Source organism: Eisenbergiella massiliensis (assembly GCF_003435485.1).
The window spans coordinates 18,140-32,183 of record NZ_QVLV01000027.1 but is presented as its reverse complement, the minus strand read 5'-3'; the positions used below and the strand labels follow the sequence as shown (position 1 = coordinate 32,183).

Annotated in this window: 14 protein-coding genes and 1 pseudogene; 8 read left to right on the top strand and 7 right to left on the bottom strand. The window is 47.8% G+C overall.

All coding sequences use genetic code 11. The features are described 5' to 3' along the window. Window positions 1–342 precede the first annotated feature (342 nt). Both DXC51_RS24925 and DXC51_RS24920 read left to right on the top strand, forming a co-directional pair. Window positions 343–1,434: a hypothetical protein gene (locus DXC51_RS24925; RefSeq protein ID WP_117545624.1), complete on the top strand. Its 1,092-nt coding sequence runs from the start codon at window positions 343–345 to the stop codon at window positions 1,432–1,434. A 334-nt stretch (window positions 1,435–1,768) separates the two neighbouring features. Continuing rightward, a complete protein-coding gene (locus tag DXC51_RS24920) occupies window positions 1,769–2,233 on the top strand; it encodes a helix-turn-helix domain-containing protein (RefSeq protein ID WP_117545623.1) in 465 nt (154 codons plus the stop codon). Window positions 2,234–2,417: 184 nt separating this feature from the next. Here the strand turns inward: DXC51_RS24920 and DXC51_RS24910 are convergent, their stop codons facing one another. Further along, window positions 2,418–3,446: an NAD(P)/FAD-dependent oxidoreductase gene (locus DXC51_RS24910; protein ID WP_117545653.1), complete on the bottom strand. Its 1,029-nt coding sequence runs from the start codon at window positions 3,444–3,446 to the stop codon at window positions 2,418–2,420. Between the two features lie 88 nt (window positions 3,447–3,534). Then, window positions 3,535–3,669 carry a hypothetical protein gene (locus DXC51_RS30320; RefSeq protein WP_270495307.1) on the bottom strand — a complete coding sequence of 45 codons (135 nt, stop codon included), beginning with the start codon at window positions 3,667–3,669 and terminating at the stop codon, window positions 3,535–3,537. A gap of 87 nt (window positions 3,670–3,756) precedes the next feature. Between DXC51_RS30320 and DXC51_RS24905 the strand changes: the two genes are divergently transcribed. From DXC51_RS24905 to DXC51_RS24890, 4 genes are all read left to right on the top strand, one after another. Beyond that, window positions 3,757–4,464, top strand: a complete 708-nt coding sequence (locus DXC51_RS24905; protein WP_102289204.1) for a response regulator transcription factor — start codon at window positions 3,757–3,759, stop codon at window positions 4,462–4,464. After that, window positions 4,461–5,948: a sensor histidine kinase gene (locus DXC51_RS24900; protein WP_117545621.1), complete on the top strand. Its 1,488-nt coding sequence runs from the start codon at window positions 4,461–4,463 to the stop codon at window positions 5,946–5,948. The genes DXC51_RS24905 and DXC51_RS24900 overlap by 4 nt, the downstream gene beginning before the upstream one ends. Window positions 5,949–6,070: 122 nt before the next feature. Continuing rightward, window positions 6,071–8,563 carry an ABC transporter permease gene (locus tag DXC51_RS24895; protein WP_243003271.1) on the top strand — a complete coding sequence of 831 codons (2,493 nt, stop codon included), beginning with the start codon at window positions 6,071–6,073 and terminating at the stop codon, window positions 8,561–8,563. Window positions 8,564–8,679: 116 nt separating this feature from the next. After that, complete coding sequence (locus tag DXC51_RS24890) at window positions 8,680–9,372, top strand: ABC transporter ATP-binding protein (protein WP_021637067.1); 693 nt, start codon at window positions 8,680–8,682, stop codon at window positions 9,370–9,372. A 4-nt stretch (window positions 9,373–9,376) separates the two neighbouring features. Here DXC51_RS24890 and DXC51_RS24885 read toward each other — a convergent pair whose 3' ends face one another. Both DXC51_RS24885 and DXC51_RS24880 read right to left on the bottom strand, forming a co-directional pair. Beyond that, window positions 9,377–9,694, bottom strand: a complete 318-nt coding sequence (locus DXC51_RS24885; protein ID WP_117545620.1) for a hypothetical protein — start codon at window positions 9,692–9,694, stop codon at window positions 9,377–9,379. A gap of 15 nt (window positions 9,695–9,709) precedes the next feature. Then, window positions 9,710–10,393: a DUF2461 domain-containing protein gene (locus tag DXC51_RS24880; protein ID WP_117545619.1), complete on the bottom strand. Its 684-nt coding sequence runs from the start codon at window positions 10,391–10,393 to the stop codon at window positions 9,710–9,712. Window positions 10,394–10,691: 298 nt separating this feature from the next. On the opposite strand from DXC51_RS24880, the gene DXC51_RS24875 reads away from it, so the two are divergent. Both DXC51_RS24875 and DXC51_RS24870 read left to right on the top strand, forming a co-directional pair. Continuing rightward, window positions 10,692–11,192, top strand: coding sequence for a VanZ family protein (locus DXC51_RS24875; RefSeq protein ID WP_021637072.1), 501 nt, complete (start codon window positions 10,692–10,694; stop codon window positions 11,190–11,192). 199 nt (window positions 11,193–11,391) lie between these two features. Further along, a complete protein-coding gene (locus tag DXC51_RS24870) occupies window positions 11,392–11,718 on the top strand; it encodes a hypothetical protein (protein ID WP_021637073.1) in 327 nt (108 codons plus the stop codon). A 261-nt stretch (window positions 11,719–11,979) separates the two neighbouring features. On the opposite strand, the pseudogene DXC51_RS24865 reads toward DXC51_RS24870, so the two are convergent. The 3 genes and pseudogenes from DXC51_RS24865 to DXC51_RS24855 all read right to left on the bottom strand — a co-directional run bounded on the left by DXC51_RS24865 (window position 11,980) and on the right by DXC51_RS24855 (window position 14,033). After that, window positions 11,980–12,784: pseudogene (locus DXC51_RS24865) on the bottom strand (aldo/keto reductase). After that, window positions 12,785–13,135, bottom strand: a complete 351-nt coding sequence (locus tag DXC51_RS24860; RefSeq protein ID WP_117545618.1) for a MerR family transcriptional regulator — start codon at window positions 13,133–13,135, stop codon at window positions 12,785–12,787. A gap of 4 nt (window positions 13,136–13,139) precedes the next feature. Continuing rightward, window positions 13,140–14,033, bottom strand: a complete 894-nt coding sequence (locus DXC51_RS24855; RefSeq protein WP_117545617.1) for a LysR family transcriptional regulator — start codon at window positions 14,031–14,033, stop codon at window positions 13,140–13,142. Window positions 14,034–14,044: the final 11 nt, after the last annotated feature.

Genomic DNA, 14,044 nt, shown 5'->3' with positions numbered 1-14,044 from the left:
GTTTTTATATAATACCATATATGCCGTTTTATTTAAAGCGGTTTTCAGATATATTATTAGACGGGATTATATTCCACATGGGTGTAAATAATTGTTTCGTTTATCGCCCTTGCCATAGTAGTTTCTATCCATTCCGCATAGGGAGGTAAAATCACGATTCAAGCTTAAGAAGTGTGGCAATACTTCAAAAAAATGACTTGTTGGGAAGTAACCTCATCCTCTTTTTTACAAATAATTATTTACGAATTTGCGAATAGTTTGAAAAGTAAACAACAGGCATGATACAATACTTCTTAGAAAATCACATGGAATATGAAGAAAATATATATTAGGCGGTGTGAAATGGATTTATCAAAGTCTGTTGATTTTCTCCTTGAAAATGCGGGAGATGTAATTAAATATCGACTTCATAAAGAAATTTTAAAAGATTTAAGCAAAACAGAGGAAGAAAACCTGTTTGAAAAGGTAATGCAAACAACTAATTTCAAACTTGTTAAAAGTTATGTAAAACCAAATGGATATATTGGCATAGGTATGCATACCGGAAACAATAAAGAATTACAGCTAAAAGAAGGTGAAGCAGCAGCAAGATTGTTGTCAAGCTATGCTGTTCCAAAGCAAGACAAAATTATTAAGAATTACATTAATGCTTTGAGAAATGACGAGATCTTAAAGGAAGAATTTTCCTTTTCATCGACTGCTTTCCGATTTTATAATGATAGATTTTTAGGTGTAAACTGCGGTTTTTCTTTGATGATATTGTTATATACAATGCAAGCCATGCTTGGATATGGTGACGATGCAGAAGTTAAAAAATATCAGAATGCAGCTTTACAAGCATTCGCTGATGTTTTAAAAATAGAGAAGCTATCCGACGTCACAAAAACCAATCAAAGAAAAGGGAAATATTGCTATCCATACATAGAAGAAAGCACATTTTTACCCTCTGTCTATCATTTAGCCGGGCTTGCTTATACGCAAAACTGGAGAACACCCGAGAATATTGAATTGTTAGCTGCTGCAATAAACCATCGAGACAGTATTCTGCCTGCAGATAACAATTTGCAGGTAAAAGTTAAAAATAATTATTATTCCGTCGGATTGCTTTTTAGACCAATTAAAATATTTTCCATTGATAATATTGACTTTATTCTTTATCGCAGAGTTTTAACCGAAATTGCTATGCTGGGTGTTGGTACAAAAGTGAAAGGGATACGGGAGAGTATGAATAATTTAGAAGAAACGCTTTCAAAAGATGTCATTTTGAAATGGAAGCTATCTTCTTATCAGAAACAACAATTAAGAACTTACCGGATTCCATCGGCATATTGCGATATTTGGCTTGAAGAAGATTATAGTAAACCACATGCGTTGGAGTGTGATTTAACATTTTGGGCTTTGCAATTTTTACACATTATCAATCATACAAAATGAGCATAACCTGCGTGTTAAAAATGCAGAGTAACCAGAATTCGCATTAAGATGATTTAATAATAACTGACATAAAAAACATAGCTACAATTCTACCCATATTCTACTTCCGGGGGATATTATTATTTCTGTTATAAGGTTACAATTATAGTAATTCTTCAGCAGGCCAGTTTGTAAATGCCGGCAGCGGCTGCAGGAGTTCACAGCATGTAGCAATCAATTTTCATTCGTGGTGATATCTGCGCAGACAGACATATCCGTTTGGATAGACTTTACAAACAGCCGTACAGGAATTAATCAATTACAAATTACGCCATCAATACACGGAGGTAACACAATGGATCAGTCAGCTATCGGAAAATATATCTATCAAAAAAGGAAAGCGAAAAACCTGACACAAACACAGCTTGCGGAAAAGCTTGGCGTTTCCAACAAGACCATCTCCAAATGGGAAAACGGCAAATGCATGCCGGATTACAGCATTATAGAAAATTTATGCAACACGCTGGGAATTACGATATCCGAATTCATAGATGCCGAAGACGCTGCTGATGACAGTATTCGTATGTACGATGAAAAGCAAATTACGGATCTGCTCAGAAGAACTCAGGAGCTTGAGAGTCAAAAAGCGACCATGTACGGCATGTTCCTTATCGTAATTGGTATCGCCATGCTGCTGATGTCCCACACTGTCGGCGGTTCCGATATGAAAGATTTTATGTCAGGCGTTCTTTTCGGGATTTCTGTCGGTGAAATACTGGTTGGCGTATATTGTATCGGCAGAAGCTTTCTCAGAAAATGAAGTTCTGGAAATACCGCTGTCCAAAAATTTCCCAACAGCAACGCCAGACAATTTGACCTGCCGGAACAATTATAATAAGGTTCCGGCAGGTCAGATACCGCCAGTCAGTCGGATACAACCTGCCGCTGTTGTCATTAACGGCATATACATTAATATACATAGGAAGGATATACATTGGAGCCTGTTAAAAAGCCATCTCCCTGAAAGTCCCCGCCATCCCGGCCACCAGATCCCACTGGCGCTCCATATACGATTTCAGCCCCGCAGCACTATCCCTGTAAACGTCACAGACCCTCCGGGGATCCTCAAAATGCGCCGCAACCGCATTGGCCGCCAGGAACCCGCTTTCCATTCCGGCCGAGATCCCTTCTCCCATGGGATTGAGGAAGCCTGCCGCCTCTCCGGTAAACAGCACACGCCCCATGCCAAAATCAATCCGGCAGCCGGGCCGGACATGGGGCATCAGCCATTTTTCTTCCTTCGTCTGCCTGTTGATCCGCAGATTATGCCGTTCCCGCATGTAACCAAGAAACCGGTCATAAAACAGGGGAATTCGCGCCGGATCCTTCACCGATACACCCAGGACAAGAAGATTGTCCTTCACATTAAACCACGCATCATATTCTGACAGCTCCGGCTGCAGATAAGCATAGAAATAATGAGGATCAAGGTCAATTGTGCCTTCATTGAAGGTTTGGTAGGTGGTTATACATTCCAGTGTTTCCTTTCGCAGCCTACGCCTGACCGCCCCCACAACACCTTCACAGTCCAGCACGTAAGCTGCTTTCTCCACGAAGGTTTCCTTCCCCTGCAGGGTGACCTCCACAAAACCATCCTTCTCTTCACAGGCAACCACCGTAGTGCAGTCTCTCACCTGCGCACCGCTTTCCCCTGCCTTTTCCGCCAGCCAGTTATCAAAGGAGCTGCGCCACACATTCAGCCCCTCCTGCGCAAACCGGTACTCCCTGCCGCAGTCATTCGTAAAAATCATTCCTCTGTTCTCCGCCGGCTCACAGGTCACCGATAAGGGCACGTTTTCCCCAAAATAAAGCTTTACCAAATCCATGGATCTTTTTATCAATACACCGGAACAGGATTTATATCTGGGTAACGCGCATTTTTCCGCAAGCAGAACCCGAAGGCCCCTGTCCGCCAGGACTTTAGCAGCTGTGCTGCCCGCCGGCCCTGCCCCAATAACCAATACATCATACATAATCATTCTCCCCTTGTAACTGCCCGTTGCGTTCACAGTTACCTTTCTTTTTTCCTTTGTTATATTCTCCCTCTGTTCTATTTTTCCTTTATTCTTTTTTTCTTTTGTTCTTCTTTTCCGCATCTTTCCCCGCCCCGCCATCCCAATCGCCAATGCCTCCTCCACTGTAAACCGTTTCTTCCTGCCCTGTCAATAAGCGATTCCAAAACATTGCAATATCCATTTGACAGGCCTGCTCCCCTGATATTAAGATAGAAGCAAATCAGCCTCCATCACCGCCGGAAGGCAGAAAGAAAACAGGTGCTTCTTTATGAATGCTAAAATCCTACTGGCAGATGACGAAAAGGATATTCTTGATCTTCTTGAAAATGTACTGCGAAAGGACGGTTTCCAGTCCATACAGAGGGCGGAAACCGGAATGGGCGCGCTGAAGGCCTGCCGGGAATTCCAGCCGGATGTGGTCATTCTGGACATCATGCTGCCGGATATTGACGGCCTGGAGGTGTGCAGGAAAATCCGTGAATTTTCCTACTGCTCCATTCTCTTTTTATCCTCCAGAAATGATGATATCGATAAAATCCTCGGTCTTTCCTACGGCGGCGATGATTATATTACCAAGCCCTTCAGCCCCCGGGAGGTCGTATTCCGCGTCAAGGCGCAGCTACGGAGGCAGCAGTACCAGAAAACGTCGCCGGACGGAAATGCCGCCCTGCTGAAAGCTGGCTCTCTTACCCTGGATCCGGAAAGCGGACGGGCCTATAAAAACGGAGAAGAAATCAGCCTGACCGGACGGGAATTCCTGCTGCTGTCCTATCTGATGGAAAATACGGATAAAATCATCAGCAAGGAACGCCTTTACGAACAGGTTTGGGGCGAATACAGCAGCATCTGTGATAACACCATCATGGTACACATCCGCCATCTTCGGGAAAAAATTGAGGATAATCCCTCCTCCCCCAGACAGCTCATTACCATAAAAGGGCTTGGCTATAAGCTGAAAAAGAGGCTTGAATCATGAAAAAATCCGGTTACCGCACTATTTTTCATATTTATCTGATTTTCCTCCTGGGCCTGCTTGGCGCCTTTCTTGCCTCCGCCTGTTTCTTTTTTCTGCTGATTACTTTCAGGAAGCCGGACGGTTCCCTTGCAAAAAGCGACTGGCCAAAGCTTATGACGGAAAGCTTCCGGGAAGAAATCCTTTTCCTTGACGGGAAGCCGCAGCTGTCACAAACAGGCCGCGAGCTGCTCCGGATGGAAAAAACAGGCCTGCAGCTGCTGGATGCCTCCGGCCGCGAGCTGTTATCCTGGCAGAAGCCTGAAGAAGCCCAAACGGGCTACTCGGCTGCACAGCTCCTGCGCATCGTAAGCAGCGGACATCTGGAAGGCAGGCAGGAATCCTCCTTTGCCGCAGTTTTCACAAAGGATGGGCAGGAGTACACCTGCCTGCTTCATTTTCCGGTAAAAATCTCGGAAAATACCATGTATCTTAACGGCGAACGTTTCTCCGGCGGAAAAAATGTCCTTTTGCCCATTGCTGCCGTCCTGCTTGTTCTCATCTCCTTTTTTGCTATCCTGTATGGCTTCAGGCTTACCCGCACCGTAAAGCAGCTGGTCATTTCCGTTGATGAAATCGCCGGGCGCTGCTATCTGCCCGTCCGGAGCACCGGGGCTTTCCGCGACCTGGGCGAAAGCCTGAACCGGCTGGACGCTGAACTCCGGGAAGGAGATCAGCTGCGAAGGGATACGGACAGAATGCGGGAGGAGTGGATCACCAACATCACCCACGATCTCAAAACACCCCTATCCCCTATCCGGGGCTATGCGGAGCTTCTTTTGGAAAATGGAGTCCCTGAGGAGGGCTCCTGCCGGCAGTACGCCGCTGTCATACTGAAAAATACCGCCTACATGGAAACACTCATCGACGACCTGAAGCTCACCTATCAGCTGGATAACCGCATGCTTCCCATCCACCGCAGCAGGCAGGATATCGTCCGTTTCCTGAAGGAGCTTGCCATCGATATCCTGAACACACCGGAATACGAAAACCGCACGATCCATTTTCTAAGTGACGATGCGCCCATCCTGTTTCCGTTTGACCCTACCCTCTTAACAAGAGCCTTCCGTAACCTGATCATCAATGCTTTTGTCCATGGAAATGAAAACACCGAAGTCACAATACTGGCCGCCGTTACGGATTCCGTGCTCCAAATCGCCGTTGCCGACAACGGAAGGGGAATCCCTCCGGAGGATGCGGCACATCTCTTTGACCGCTATTACCGCGGCCAGGATACCGGCCGGAAACCGGAGGGTACCGGCCTTGGCCTGGCCATCGTAAAAGGTATTGCCGAGCTTCATGGAGGCAGTATCAGCGTTTTCTCCCTGCAGCACCAGACCTCCAGGCTCCTCTACGGTTCCCCCGGCGCCAAACCGGTTTTGCTCAACATCCCTGCGGACAGCAGAACCCTGTTCCAGATAGACTTTCCTTTAATTAAGGTTAATTAAGGTTCCCTGAAAATCCCCTTAAGGCTGACAGCGTATCATGTACCTATGGTAGCTGCCAGCCTTATTTTGCATATGTGTAAGCCACGCAGAACCATAAAAATCAAATTCAGAGGAGGTATCTTGTGAAAATCATACTGAAGTACATCATCACCAACGTTAAGGAACGCAAGCTGCGGAGCGGTGTCATGCTGCTGTCCATTCTTCTTTCCACCACGCTTCTGTTCGTATCCTTTTCCATCGGCGCATCCTATGAAAGCGCCCAGAGGAAAATGGCGCGGGGGATGACCGGGAGCGCAGCACTGTCCGTATCCTCACTGTCCGGCGCAATCACTTCCCAGGACATTCCGGATTTGCCAGACATTGGAGCGGCGGTTGGCATATTGAAGGGATCTGCCCTTTACCATGAAAATGGTTATTATGAAACCATCGATCTCATTGCCGCCGATCTGCCTTCCCTTAACAAAATCAATCCGCCGCGCCTGACGGAAGGCGGGGAGCTTTCCGATTTTGAGGGAGACCGTATCCTGCTGCCGGATCGCTTTACATCAAAATACGGCATTCAAACGGGGGATGATTTTTCCCTGTGGATAGAAGGGACTCCGGTAACCCTTGAGGTTGCCGCAATCGCAGCCTACGATACCGTTTTCCTGCGGCACACAAGAGGCGCCACCGCGCTTTTGCCTATGGAAACGCTGGCCGCTCTTACCGGGCAGACGGAAGGCTTCAGTGAAATCCTGATAGCGCCTGCAGACGGCGTTTCAGCAGCGGCGCTGAAGGAAGCGTTGGCCGCAGCGCTGGCAGACGGTCTTCAGGTCACCGAAACTGTGAAGGAAGCGCAGATTGCCGCGGACGCCAGACAAAAGTCCATGCCCTTTTTCCTCATCAGCTTCTTTTCTCTTACCATGAGCGTTTTCATTATTTACAGCAGTTATAAGGTGATTACGCTGGATCGTCTGCCGGTCATCGGAACCTTCCGCAGCATCGGCGCAACACAGAAAACAGTCACCCGGATTCTTCTGCTGGAAAGCATGCTGTATGGCATTATGGGCGGTCTGCTGGGCATTCCTGTGGGAATCGCATTGCTGCGGCTGATTTTACAGGGCATGGGACAATCCCTTTCCCAGGGAATCGAAATCCCTGTCATCGTTTCCCCGGCCGGCATCCTTCTCTCCTTTGCCGTGGCCGTTGTTGTCTCCCTGTTAAGCGCCTGGCTTCCCATACGGCGCGCAAGCCGTCTTCCCGTGAAAAAGGTAGTGCTTGGAACTGTAGAGGAGGCACGATCTTCCCACCGTTTTATTGCCGTGAGCGGTGTGATCCTGTTTGCCATTTCCGCCCTTCTGCCCAGGGCTGTCACGAAAGATCTGCTTTATCCGGCCGGCGGTTTTTCCCTGCTGGGCCTCATTGCCTCAGCCATTCTGTTCGTACCTCTTTTTACCAATCTGGCCGCGCGGGGAATGGAGCGTCTGTATGGTGCTGTTTTCGGGAACGAGGGCAGGCTTGCCGCCCGGAATATGAGAGGCAACAGGAATACCACGCAGAATATTACACTGCTCTTCATCAGTATTTCCGCTGTAATTGCCATTCAGGTGGTGGGCGATTTTGTGACCGCCTATGTGAGCGATGTCTTTAACGGCGCAGAGCTTCAGGGCTTTGCAGACGGTCATATGGATCCCGCTTTTGTGGAGCAGGTGCAAAATATGGAGGGAGTGGAAAAGCTTCTCCCCCTCTATGTCTTTGAAAACAGTATTCAGGCCGGAAAAGCGGTCAGTCCTGATCAGGAAAACAATATAACCTTTACAAGGCTGGAAGGAACCGACAATCCTGACTGGTACTCCTCCATGTTTGCGCTTCATTATACAGAAGGCCAAAGACCGGAGGCTTCCGTATTTCAATCGGAAAGGACCATACTTTTGAGTGAAAGCTGTATGGAACGCAGCGGCTTTTCCACAGGCGATATAATTACGCTGTCGGATGGAAACGCTTCCTATAATTATAAAATCGCCGGCAGCTTTAAATCCCGGGCCACCGACGTGGAGGCCGTCATTTCCTCCCGCTGGGCGGCAGATGACTTCGGCGCTTCCTCCTATGATTTTCTTGCCTATACCGCCGCCGATCCGGATGCCGTTATGGTGCAGATCCGGGATCTCTTCGGCAATACCTCCAACTGGAGCCGGACCGTAGAGGAGTTTAATACCGACGCCCTTTCTACAGTGGGAGCCTTTCTGCAGCCCATGCACAGCATGACCTATTTCATCCTGCTGCTGGCCGCTGTTGGCGTTATCAACAATCTGCTGATTAACTATATGCAGAAACGGCGCATCACGGCCATGTACAAATCCGTAGGGCTGAGCAACAGGCAGAACATGAAAATGACACTGATTGAAGGCTTTTCCTCCGGTTTGATCGGCGCGATCATCGCCATTGTTGTTTCTTACCTGGAGATACAAACCATTTTTCTTGTGGCAGGCCCGAAAATATCCATGTCGCCGCACCTGGAAATTTCCACCTTCCTGTCGGCCGGACTTATGGGAATCGGGGTAACGCTGCTCGGTTCAGCCGTCCCTATCCTGAAAAGCCGCCGGATGAAGCTGGTGGAGGAAATCAAGTTCGAATAACTGCCGGCCGCCAGGAAAAACAGTGAAAAAATAAAATTGTATACAGGGACACTATATTCCAGCATTTTAATATATTTTAGAATTTTCTTATATTTTAAACAGAAAGGAAAGCTTTTATGAAAACATCAACAGAACGCATTGCCGTGGAAGGTAAGCATATCAGAAAGGATTTTCAGCTGGGAGACAGTACCACAAGGGTGCTGAAGGACATTTCCCTGCAGGTCGCCCGGGGAGAATTCGTTTCCATTATGGGGCCGTCAGGCTCCGGAAAAAGCACGCTGCTCTATATTTTAGGAGGCCTGGACGCCCCCACGGCCGGCTCCGTCCTTCTGGACGGGATGGACATCTCCCATTTTACCGATGAAAAAATGAGCCGGCTGCGGCGTCAGAAAATCGGTTTTGTTTTTCAGTTTTATAATCTGATCCCCAATCTGAACGTGGAAGAAAACATTCTGCTCCCTCTGCTGCTGGATGGCAAAAAGGCAGCAGATTATCAGGACAGGCTGGCACAGCTGCTGGAAACCGTCGGTCTGTCCGACCGGCGCAGGCACACGCCCCGGGAACTCTCCGGCGGCCAGCAGCAGCGTGTGGCCATCGCCCGGGCGCTCATGGGCAGCCCTGAAATCCTCTTTGCCGACGAGCCTACAGGGAACCTGGACAGCAAAACCGGAGAGGAAATCATGGCTCTGCTCAGTGAAATCAACAAGGAACAGCACCAGACAATCATCATGGTAACCCACTCTCCCAAAGCGGCTGAAAGCAGTACACGGATCATCACCGTGCAGGACGGAACGCTTCTGTGCTCCTGAGGCTCTACAGCAGGAAATGCCCTGCAATACCGATAAGCGTGCCAAGCACAGCTGACATGATAAGCATGGGCGGAGCAGACTTCTTATCCTCCTTGGCCACCATGATAATGATGGGCAGAGCCATAGAAAGTCCGGTCACTCCGCCCTTCAGCCACCATGCCAGACTGAACAGGTCAATATCCAGGATGACAAAGGGAAGAATGAAATAAAATACGAAGGCCGAGGCAATGGAATGCCTGTCCAGCTTCATTTTAATCATGGGCAGAATATCTATTGCCCCGGCAATCATTCCGATGAGACAGGTAAGTAGAAAAGTTTTCATGGTTTTTCTCCTTCTTTATCGTTCAGGCATTTGAAACCCGGCCAGCGCACGGTTCAAAAAATCATTAAAGGGTTTCATTTTCAGGAAAATACCCACGGCCAAATCCAGAAAATCCTCCGTATTACGCACAACGGCGTCACTGACCAGGTATTCCAGATACCAGCTTTTCAATTTCAGATATTCGGCCTGGGGATGTTTCCTGTCATAGCCTGCGGGGACATTTTTCAGCGCCGTTCCCTGTACCTCAAAGGTATTCCTGAAATCCGGCGCCTGAAGCACCTGCTCCCATTCGCCAGGATGTTGTGCGATATAATTTCTTACCATCCCGGTTGCGTCTTTAAACATATCCGCAAAAAGGCCGCCTCCCAGAAAGGACTGCCCATCCGGCTTAATCATCAGATAATATCCTACAGGAACCGGCAGCTTCCCGCCGGAAGAGATGTGGGCGCGGAAGGCCGGATTGTAAGGAGATTTATCACGGCTGAAGCGGGTATCCCTGTTTAGCTTAAATGTCAGGTCCCGTGGATCGTTATGCAAAATACTGCTGTCCTTTTCCCCTATCCGCCAAATCAATTCCTGTAACAGCGCAATAAATTCCTCATTTGCCTCCTGATACTCCTTCTTATGGGCATGATACCATTCCCGGTTGTTGTTTCCGGCCAGGCCGGTCAGATAATCCAGAATAATCCCTGTGTTCATAAACTTCCTCCTATGTTTTTATGTTTGTATAAGCTTCGGCTTTTGCAGGAGCTGCCCAGAAGATATGACAGGGCGGATTCTGCATCGGTTCCCGTGCTTATAATTTTTCCTCCTATATTGTTAGACTGCGCGGCGGCGTCCGTGTGACAATAAATCTGTCTTTTTTAAAAATTAAGAATTTTGTGCAGTATTATTTAATTTTCCTATGCGAAAATGAATTTAATAAGATTAATCTTGAATTTGAAGCGATTAATTTGGATGACTTTAAGGAAGTGACTTTAAGAAAGAAGGCCGGGATATGTTGAATTCTAAAAAATTGACACGGGGATTGCTGATTGTATATCTTGCTGCTTTGATTTGGATTATAATCTTTAAAATGCAGCTGTCTTTTCAGGGGCTGCCGCATCTGAGAAATATCAATTTAATTCCTTTTGCCGAATCGATGGTTACAAACGGGAAAACAAACTACAGCGAAATCATCAACAACGTAGCGGCATTTATCCCTTTTGGTATTTTCATGGGTATGTTGTTACAGGGCCAGGCTTTCTTTAAGAAAGTTGCGCCCGTATTTTTGACAAGTCTGGCCTTTGAGGTAATCCAGTTTGTCTTTTCCATCGGTGCAAGCGATATTACCGACCTGCTCGCAAATACTTTCGGCGGCCTTATTGGAATTGGGTTCTTTTTCCTTCTGGAAAAAGTATTCAAAAGGAATACGCTGAAAATCCTTAACCTAATCTGCCTGGCCGGAGGAATTATTTTAGTTTTGTTTATTGGACTTTTGGTGCTTGTGAATCTATAATATATAGGTAGCAGTTCAGAATGCGGGACTATTGGTGCAAAAGCGGGTGTTAAGCTTGCTTATAAGACTGTTTTACACCAATATTCACCTCGGATGAACAATCCGAGGTTTCTTGCATGGCAACGTCATTCAAGAAAATGCTCCGACCTGAACAGATACATACATAATAACTATAATATTTAATAGCAGGAGAAAAAATATGCAGACTATTGTTATACTGTTAGATCCCGGAAAACTTATAAATCCGGACTTGGACTTGCGTTACCTGATTCCCGATCGAATTGGGGAATTGACGGATGGCGCCATTCAGGATAATGGATATGATTATATCGATCGAGAAGGTTCCGGCCCTCTTTTGGGAATCTGGCTTGAAACCGGGGACGCCGCCCAAAGCTGGCCGGCCATAGCAAAACTTTTTCATGAAGAGAAGTTTTCCGATAATGATCTTTCCCTTTCAGCAGAAATCTATATTAGCGAAAAGGAAGCTGCGGACGTGGAGGATTGTACATTAGTATATCCTTTATGAATATCCCCTGATTTCCGTATCACCCATCTTATGGCAGAATCCATACCAGCATATGGATGTAATATGCCCTATATATTTTTCAATCAACGAAAACGCACTATTCTAGCAGGCTTTTCCCGCAAATTTAAGTTGGAAACAGGTGTGTCTCCTCGGAAATACAGACATCTTTACCAAAATACCGATAATGCTTAATAGCGCTACTTTTATCCAGTTGTCTCCGCTGCTCCCTCTGCACAACGCCTCCCGGGCCATCCCATACGGTCAGCGGTTATTTTCCGCCATAACGCCAACCAGCTTGTGCGGCACATACATTTCCTCCAGAAAAGTGATCTCCTCTTCCGTCAGCTGCACATCAACTGCTTTTGCCGCCCCTTCTATGTGATGGATTTTCGTCGCACCCACTACCGGGGCCGCCGTTTTCTGCAAAAGCCATGCCAGAGCTATTTCTGTCAGGGTAACCCCCTTCTGTTCCGCCAGCAGTGCGGCCCGTTCTATTATTATCTGATCCAGCGCCTGTGTACTGCCGTACTTCTGACGTGCATAGCTATCCTCCTCCAGGCGCTTCGATTTTTCTCCCGGAAGCTTAGACAGCCGTCCCCCCGCCAGCGCACTGTAGGGCGTCAGCGCAATGTTCTCTTCCCTGCAGTAAGGTACCATCTCCCGCTCTTCTTCCCGGAAAATCAGATTATAGTGCCCCTGGACGGATACAAATTTTGCAAATCCTTCCTTTTCCGCCAGCGCATTCGCTTTCGCCAGCTGCCATGCAAAGCAGTTTGAAATACCGATATAACGGGCTTTTCCTGCTTTTACCACAGCATTCAGCCCCTCCATAATCTCGTAAAGCGGCGTCCCATAATCCCACATATGATAAATATACAAATCCACATAATCCATCCCCAGGTTCTGAAGGCTTTTATCCATCATATGCATAATATGCTGCTGTCCGGGAATGCGCCTCGTCCAGTGTCCACGTATGCTGTCCTTTTCCGGCATCGCCAAAGCCCATGCAGCCCATACAGATACGGGATACCCGCAGCTTTGAATTTCCAAGCTTTATATATTGCATTTATTTTTTCCCCTTCTTCATCTCATGCCGCAGATAATCCATACGCTCCAGCTGCCTTTCGCGGAAATGGATTTCATCCAGGGCCTTGCTCCGCTTGGCATCAAGCATTTTCATCCTTTCGTTTTCCGTGGACTCTCCGGCAAGCATCAGCCTCATATAGCTCTCCACCTCTTCCGGGCTAAAACCGATATCATGCAGCGTCATAATCATTCCAAGGCGCTCCAGATCCTGGTCGTCATACTGCCAGTCCCCCATTACCTGTCTTACCGCCCCGCACAAGCCCCAGCTTTCATATTCACTGAGGATTTCCGGCGGAATCCGGTAACGTTCGCAGGCTTCCGATTTTGTCATATCCTCACGCCTCCTCTCCCATTGGTTCTTTTCTGATACATTTTTTCACATGCCTGATAAATGCCGCCGTTGCCGGCGAAAACACCTGGTTTTTCTTCCATGCCAGCACCGAACCGGTTTCCAGGCCGGGGGAAAGCGGTACAAAGCATAAATTGTCGTAGCTGCTTTCCAGCCTCAGCGTCAGCGCCTCTCCCGCTCCTTTATCCACCATCATGGCCGTATTATAAAGAAGGTTATGGGTAGAAAAAATATCTACCTGATCCGCATATTCGCCAAACCAGTTTGCCAGCTCATTTTGCACCAGTTCCCGGCCCGATGCCATCAGCGGCCGTCCAATCAGATCCTCTGGCCGGACTGCCTTTTTTTGTGCCAGCGGGGAATCCTTCCGCACAAGAATCCCCCATTCCTCCTTTAATGGCATACGGATAAACTCATATTTGCCGATGTCCACAGGCTCCAGCAGCAGCCCCATATCAAGAAGTCCCTGCTCCATCCTGTCCTTGATATTGTCCGCGTTGCCGCTGAAAATATCGTACTGTATCATAGGATATTTTTCCCGGAAGGAGGAAAGCAGCTCCGCCAGGCAGCCGCTGCTTCTCAGTTCCCCGCTGCCGATGGCAATTTCACCGATAATGCTCTCCTCCTCGTGGGAAACCTCCCTTTTTGTTTTTTCCGCAAGCCGGAGCAGCTCCTGTGCCCGGCGCTTCAGCAGCATTCCTTCATCCGTCAGAATAATGCTGTGGCTGCTGCGTTCAAACAGCTTTACCCCCAGCTCCTCCTCCAACTGCATCAGCTGCCTGGAAAGCGTAGGCTGGGTCACGTGCAGAAGCGACGCGGCCCTGGTAATGTTTTCTTCCCTTGCAGCCATCAAAAAATAATTCAGTACCCGAAGCTCCATATCCGCCAATC

What these genes read in the sequence shown, in the direction of transcription:
- DXC51_RS24920 (WP_117545623.1), top strand. Translation starts at nt 1,769, where the DNA reads ATGGATCAGTCAGCTATCGGAAAATATATCTATCAAAAAAGGAAAGCG.
- DXC51_RS24925 (WP_117545624.1), top strand. Translation starts at nt 343, where the DNA reads ATGGATTTATCAAAGTCTGTTGATTTTCTCCTTGAAAATGCGGGAGAT.
- DXC51_RS24910 (WP_117545653.1), bottom strand. Translation starts at nt 3,446, where the DNA reads ATGTATGATGTATTGGTTATTGGGGCAGGGCCGGCGGGCAGCACAGCT.
- DXC51_RS24890 (WP_021637067.1), top strand. Translation starts at nt 8,680, where the DNA reads ATGAAAACATCAACAGAACGCATTGCCGTGGAAGGTAAGCATATCAGA.
- DXC51_RS24885 (WP_117545620.1), bottom strand. Translation starts at nt 9,694, where the DNA reads ATGAAAACTTTTCTACTTACCTGTCTCATCGGAATGATTGCCGGGGCA.
- DXC51_RS24860 (WP_117545618.1), bottom strand. Translation starts at nt 13,135, where the DNA reads ATGACAAAATCGGAAGCCTGCGAACGTTACCGGATTCCGCCGGAAATC.
- DXC51_RS24905 (WP_102289204.1), top strand. Translation starts at nt 3,757, where the DNA reads ATGAATGCTAAAATCCTACTGGCAGATGACGAAAAGGATATTCTTGAT.
- DXC51_RS30320 (WP_270495307.1), bottom strand. Translation starts at nt 3,669, where the DNA reads ATGGATATTGCAATGTTTTGGAATCGCTTATTGACAGGGCAGGAAGAA.
- DXC51_RS24870 (WP_021637073.1), top strand. Translation starts at nt 11,392, where the DNA reads ATGCAGACTATTGTTATACTGTTAGATCCCGGAAAACTTATAAATCCG.
- DXC51_RS24875 (WP_021637072.1), top strand. Translation starts at nt 10,692, where the DNA reads ATGTTGAATTCTAAAAAATTGACACGGGGATTGCTGATTGTATATCTT.
- DXC51_RS24900 (WP_117545621.1), top strand. Translation starts at nt 4,461, where the DNA reads ATGAAAAAATCCGGTTACCGCACTATTTTTCATATTTATCTGATTTTC.
- DXC51_RS24880 (WP_117545619.1), bottom strand. Translation starts at nt 10,393, where the DNA reads ATGAACACAGGGATTATTCTGGATTATCTGACCGGCCTGGCCGGAAAC.
- DXC51_RS24855 (WP_117545617.1), bottom strand. Translation starts at nt 14,033, where the DNA reads ATGGAGCTTCGGGTACTGAATTATTTTTTGATGGCTGCAAGGGAAGAA.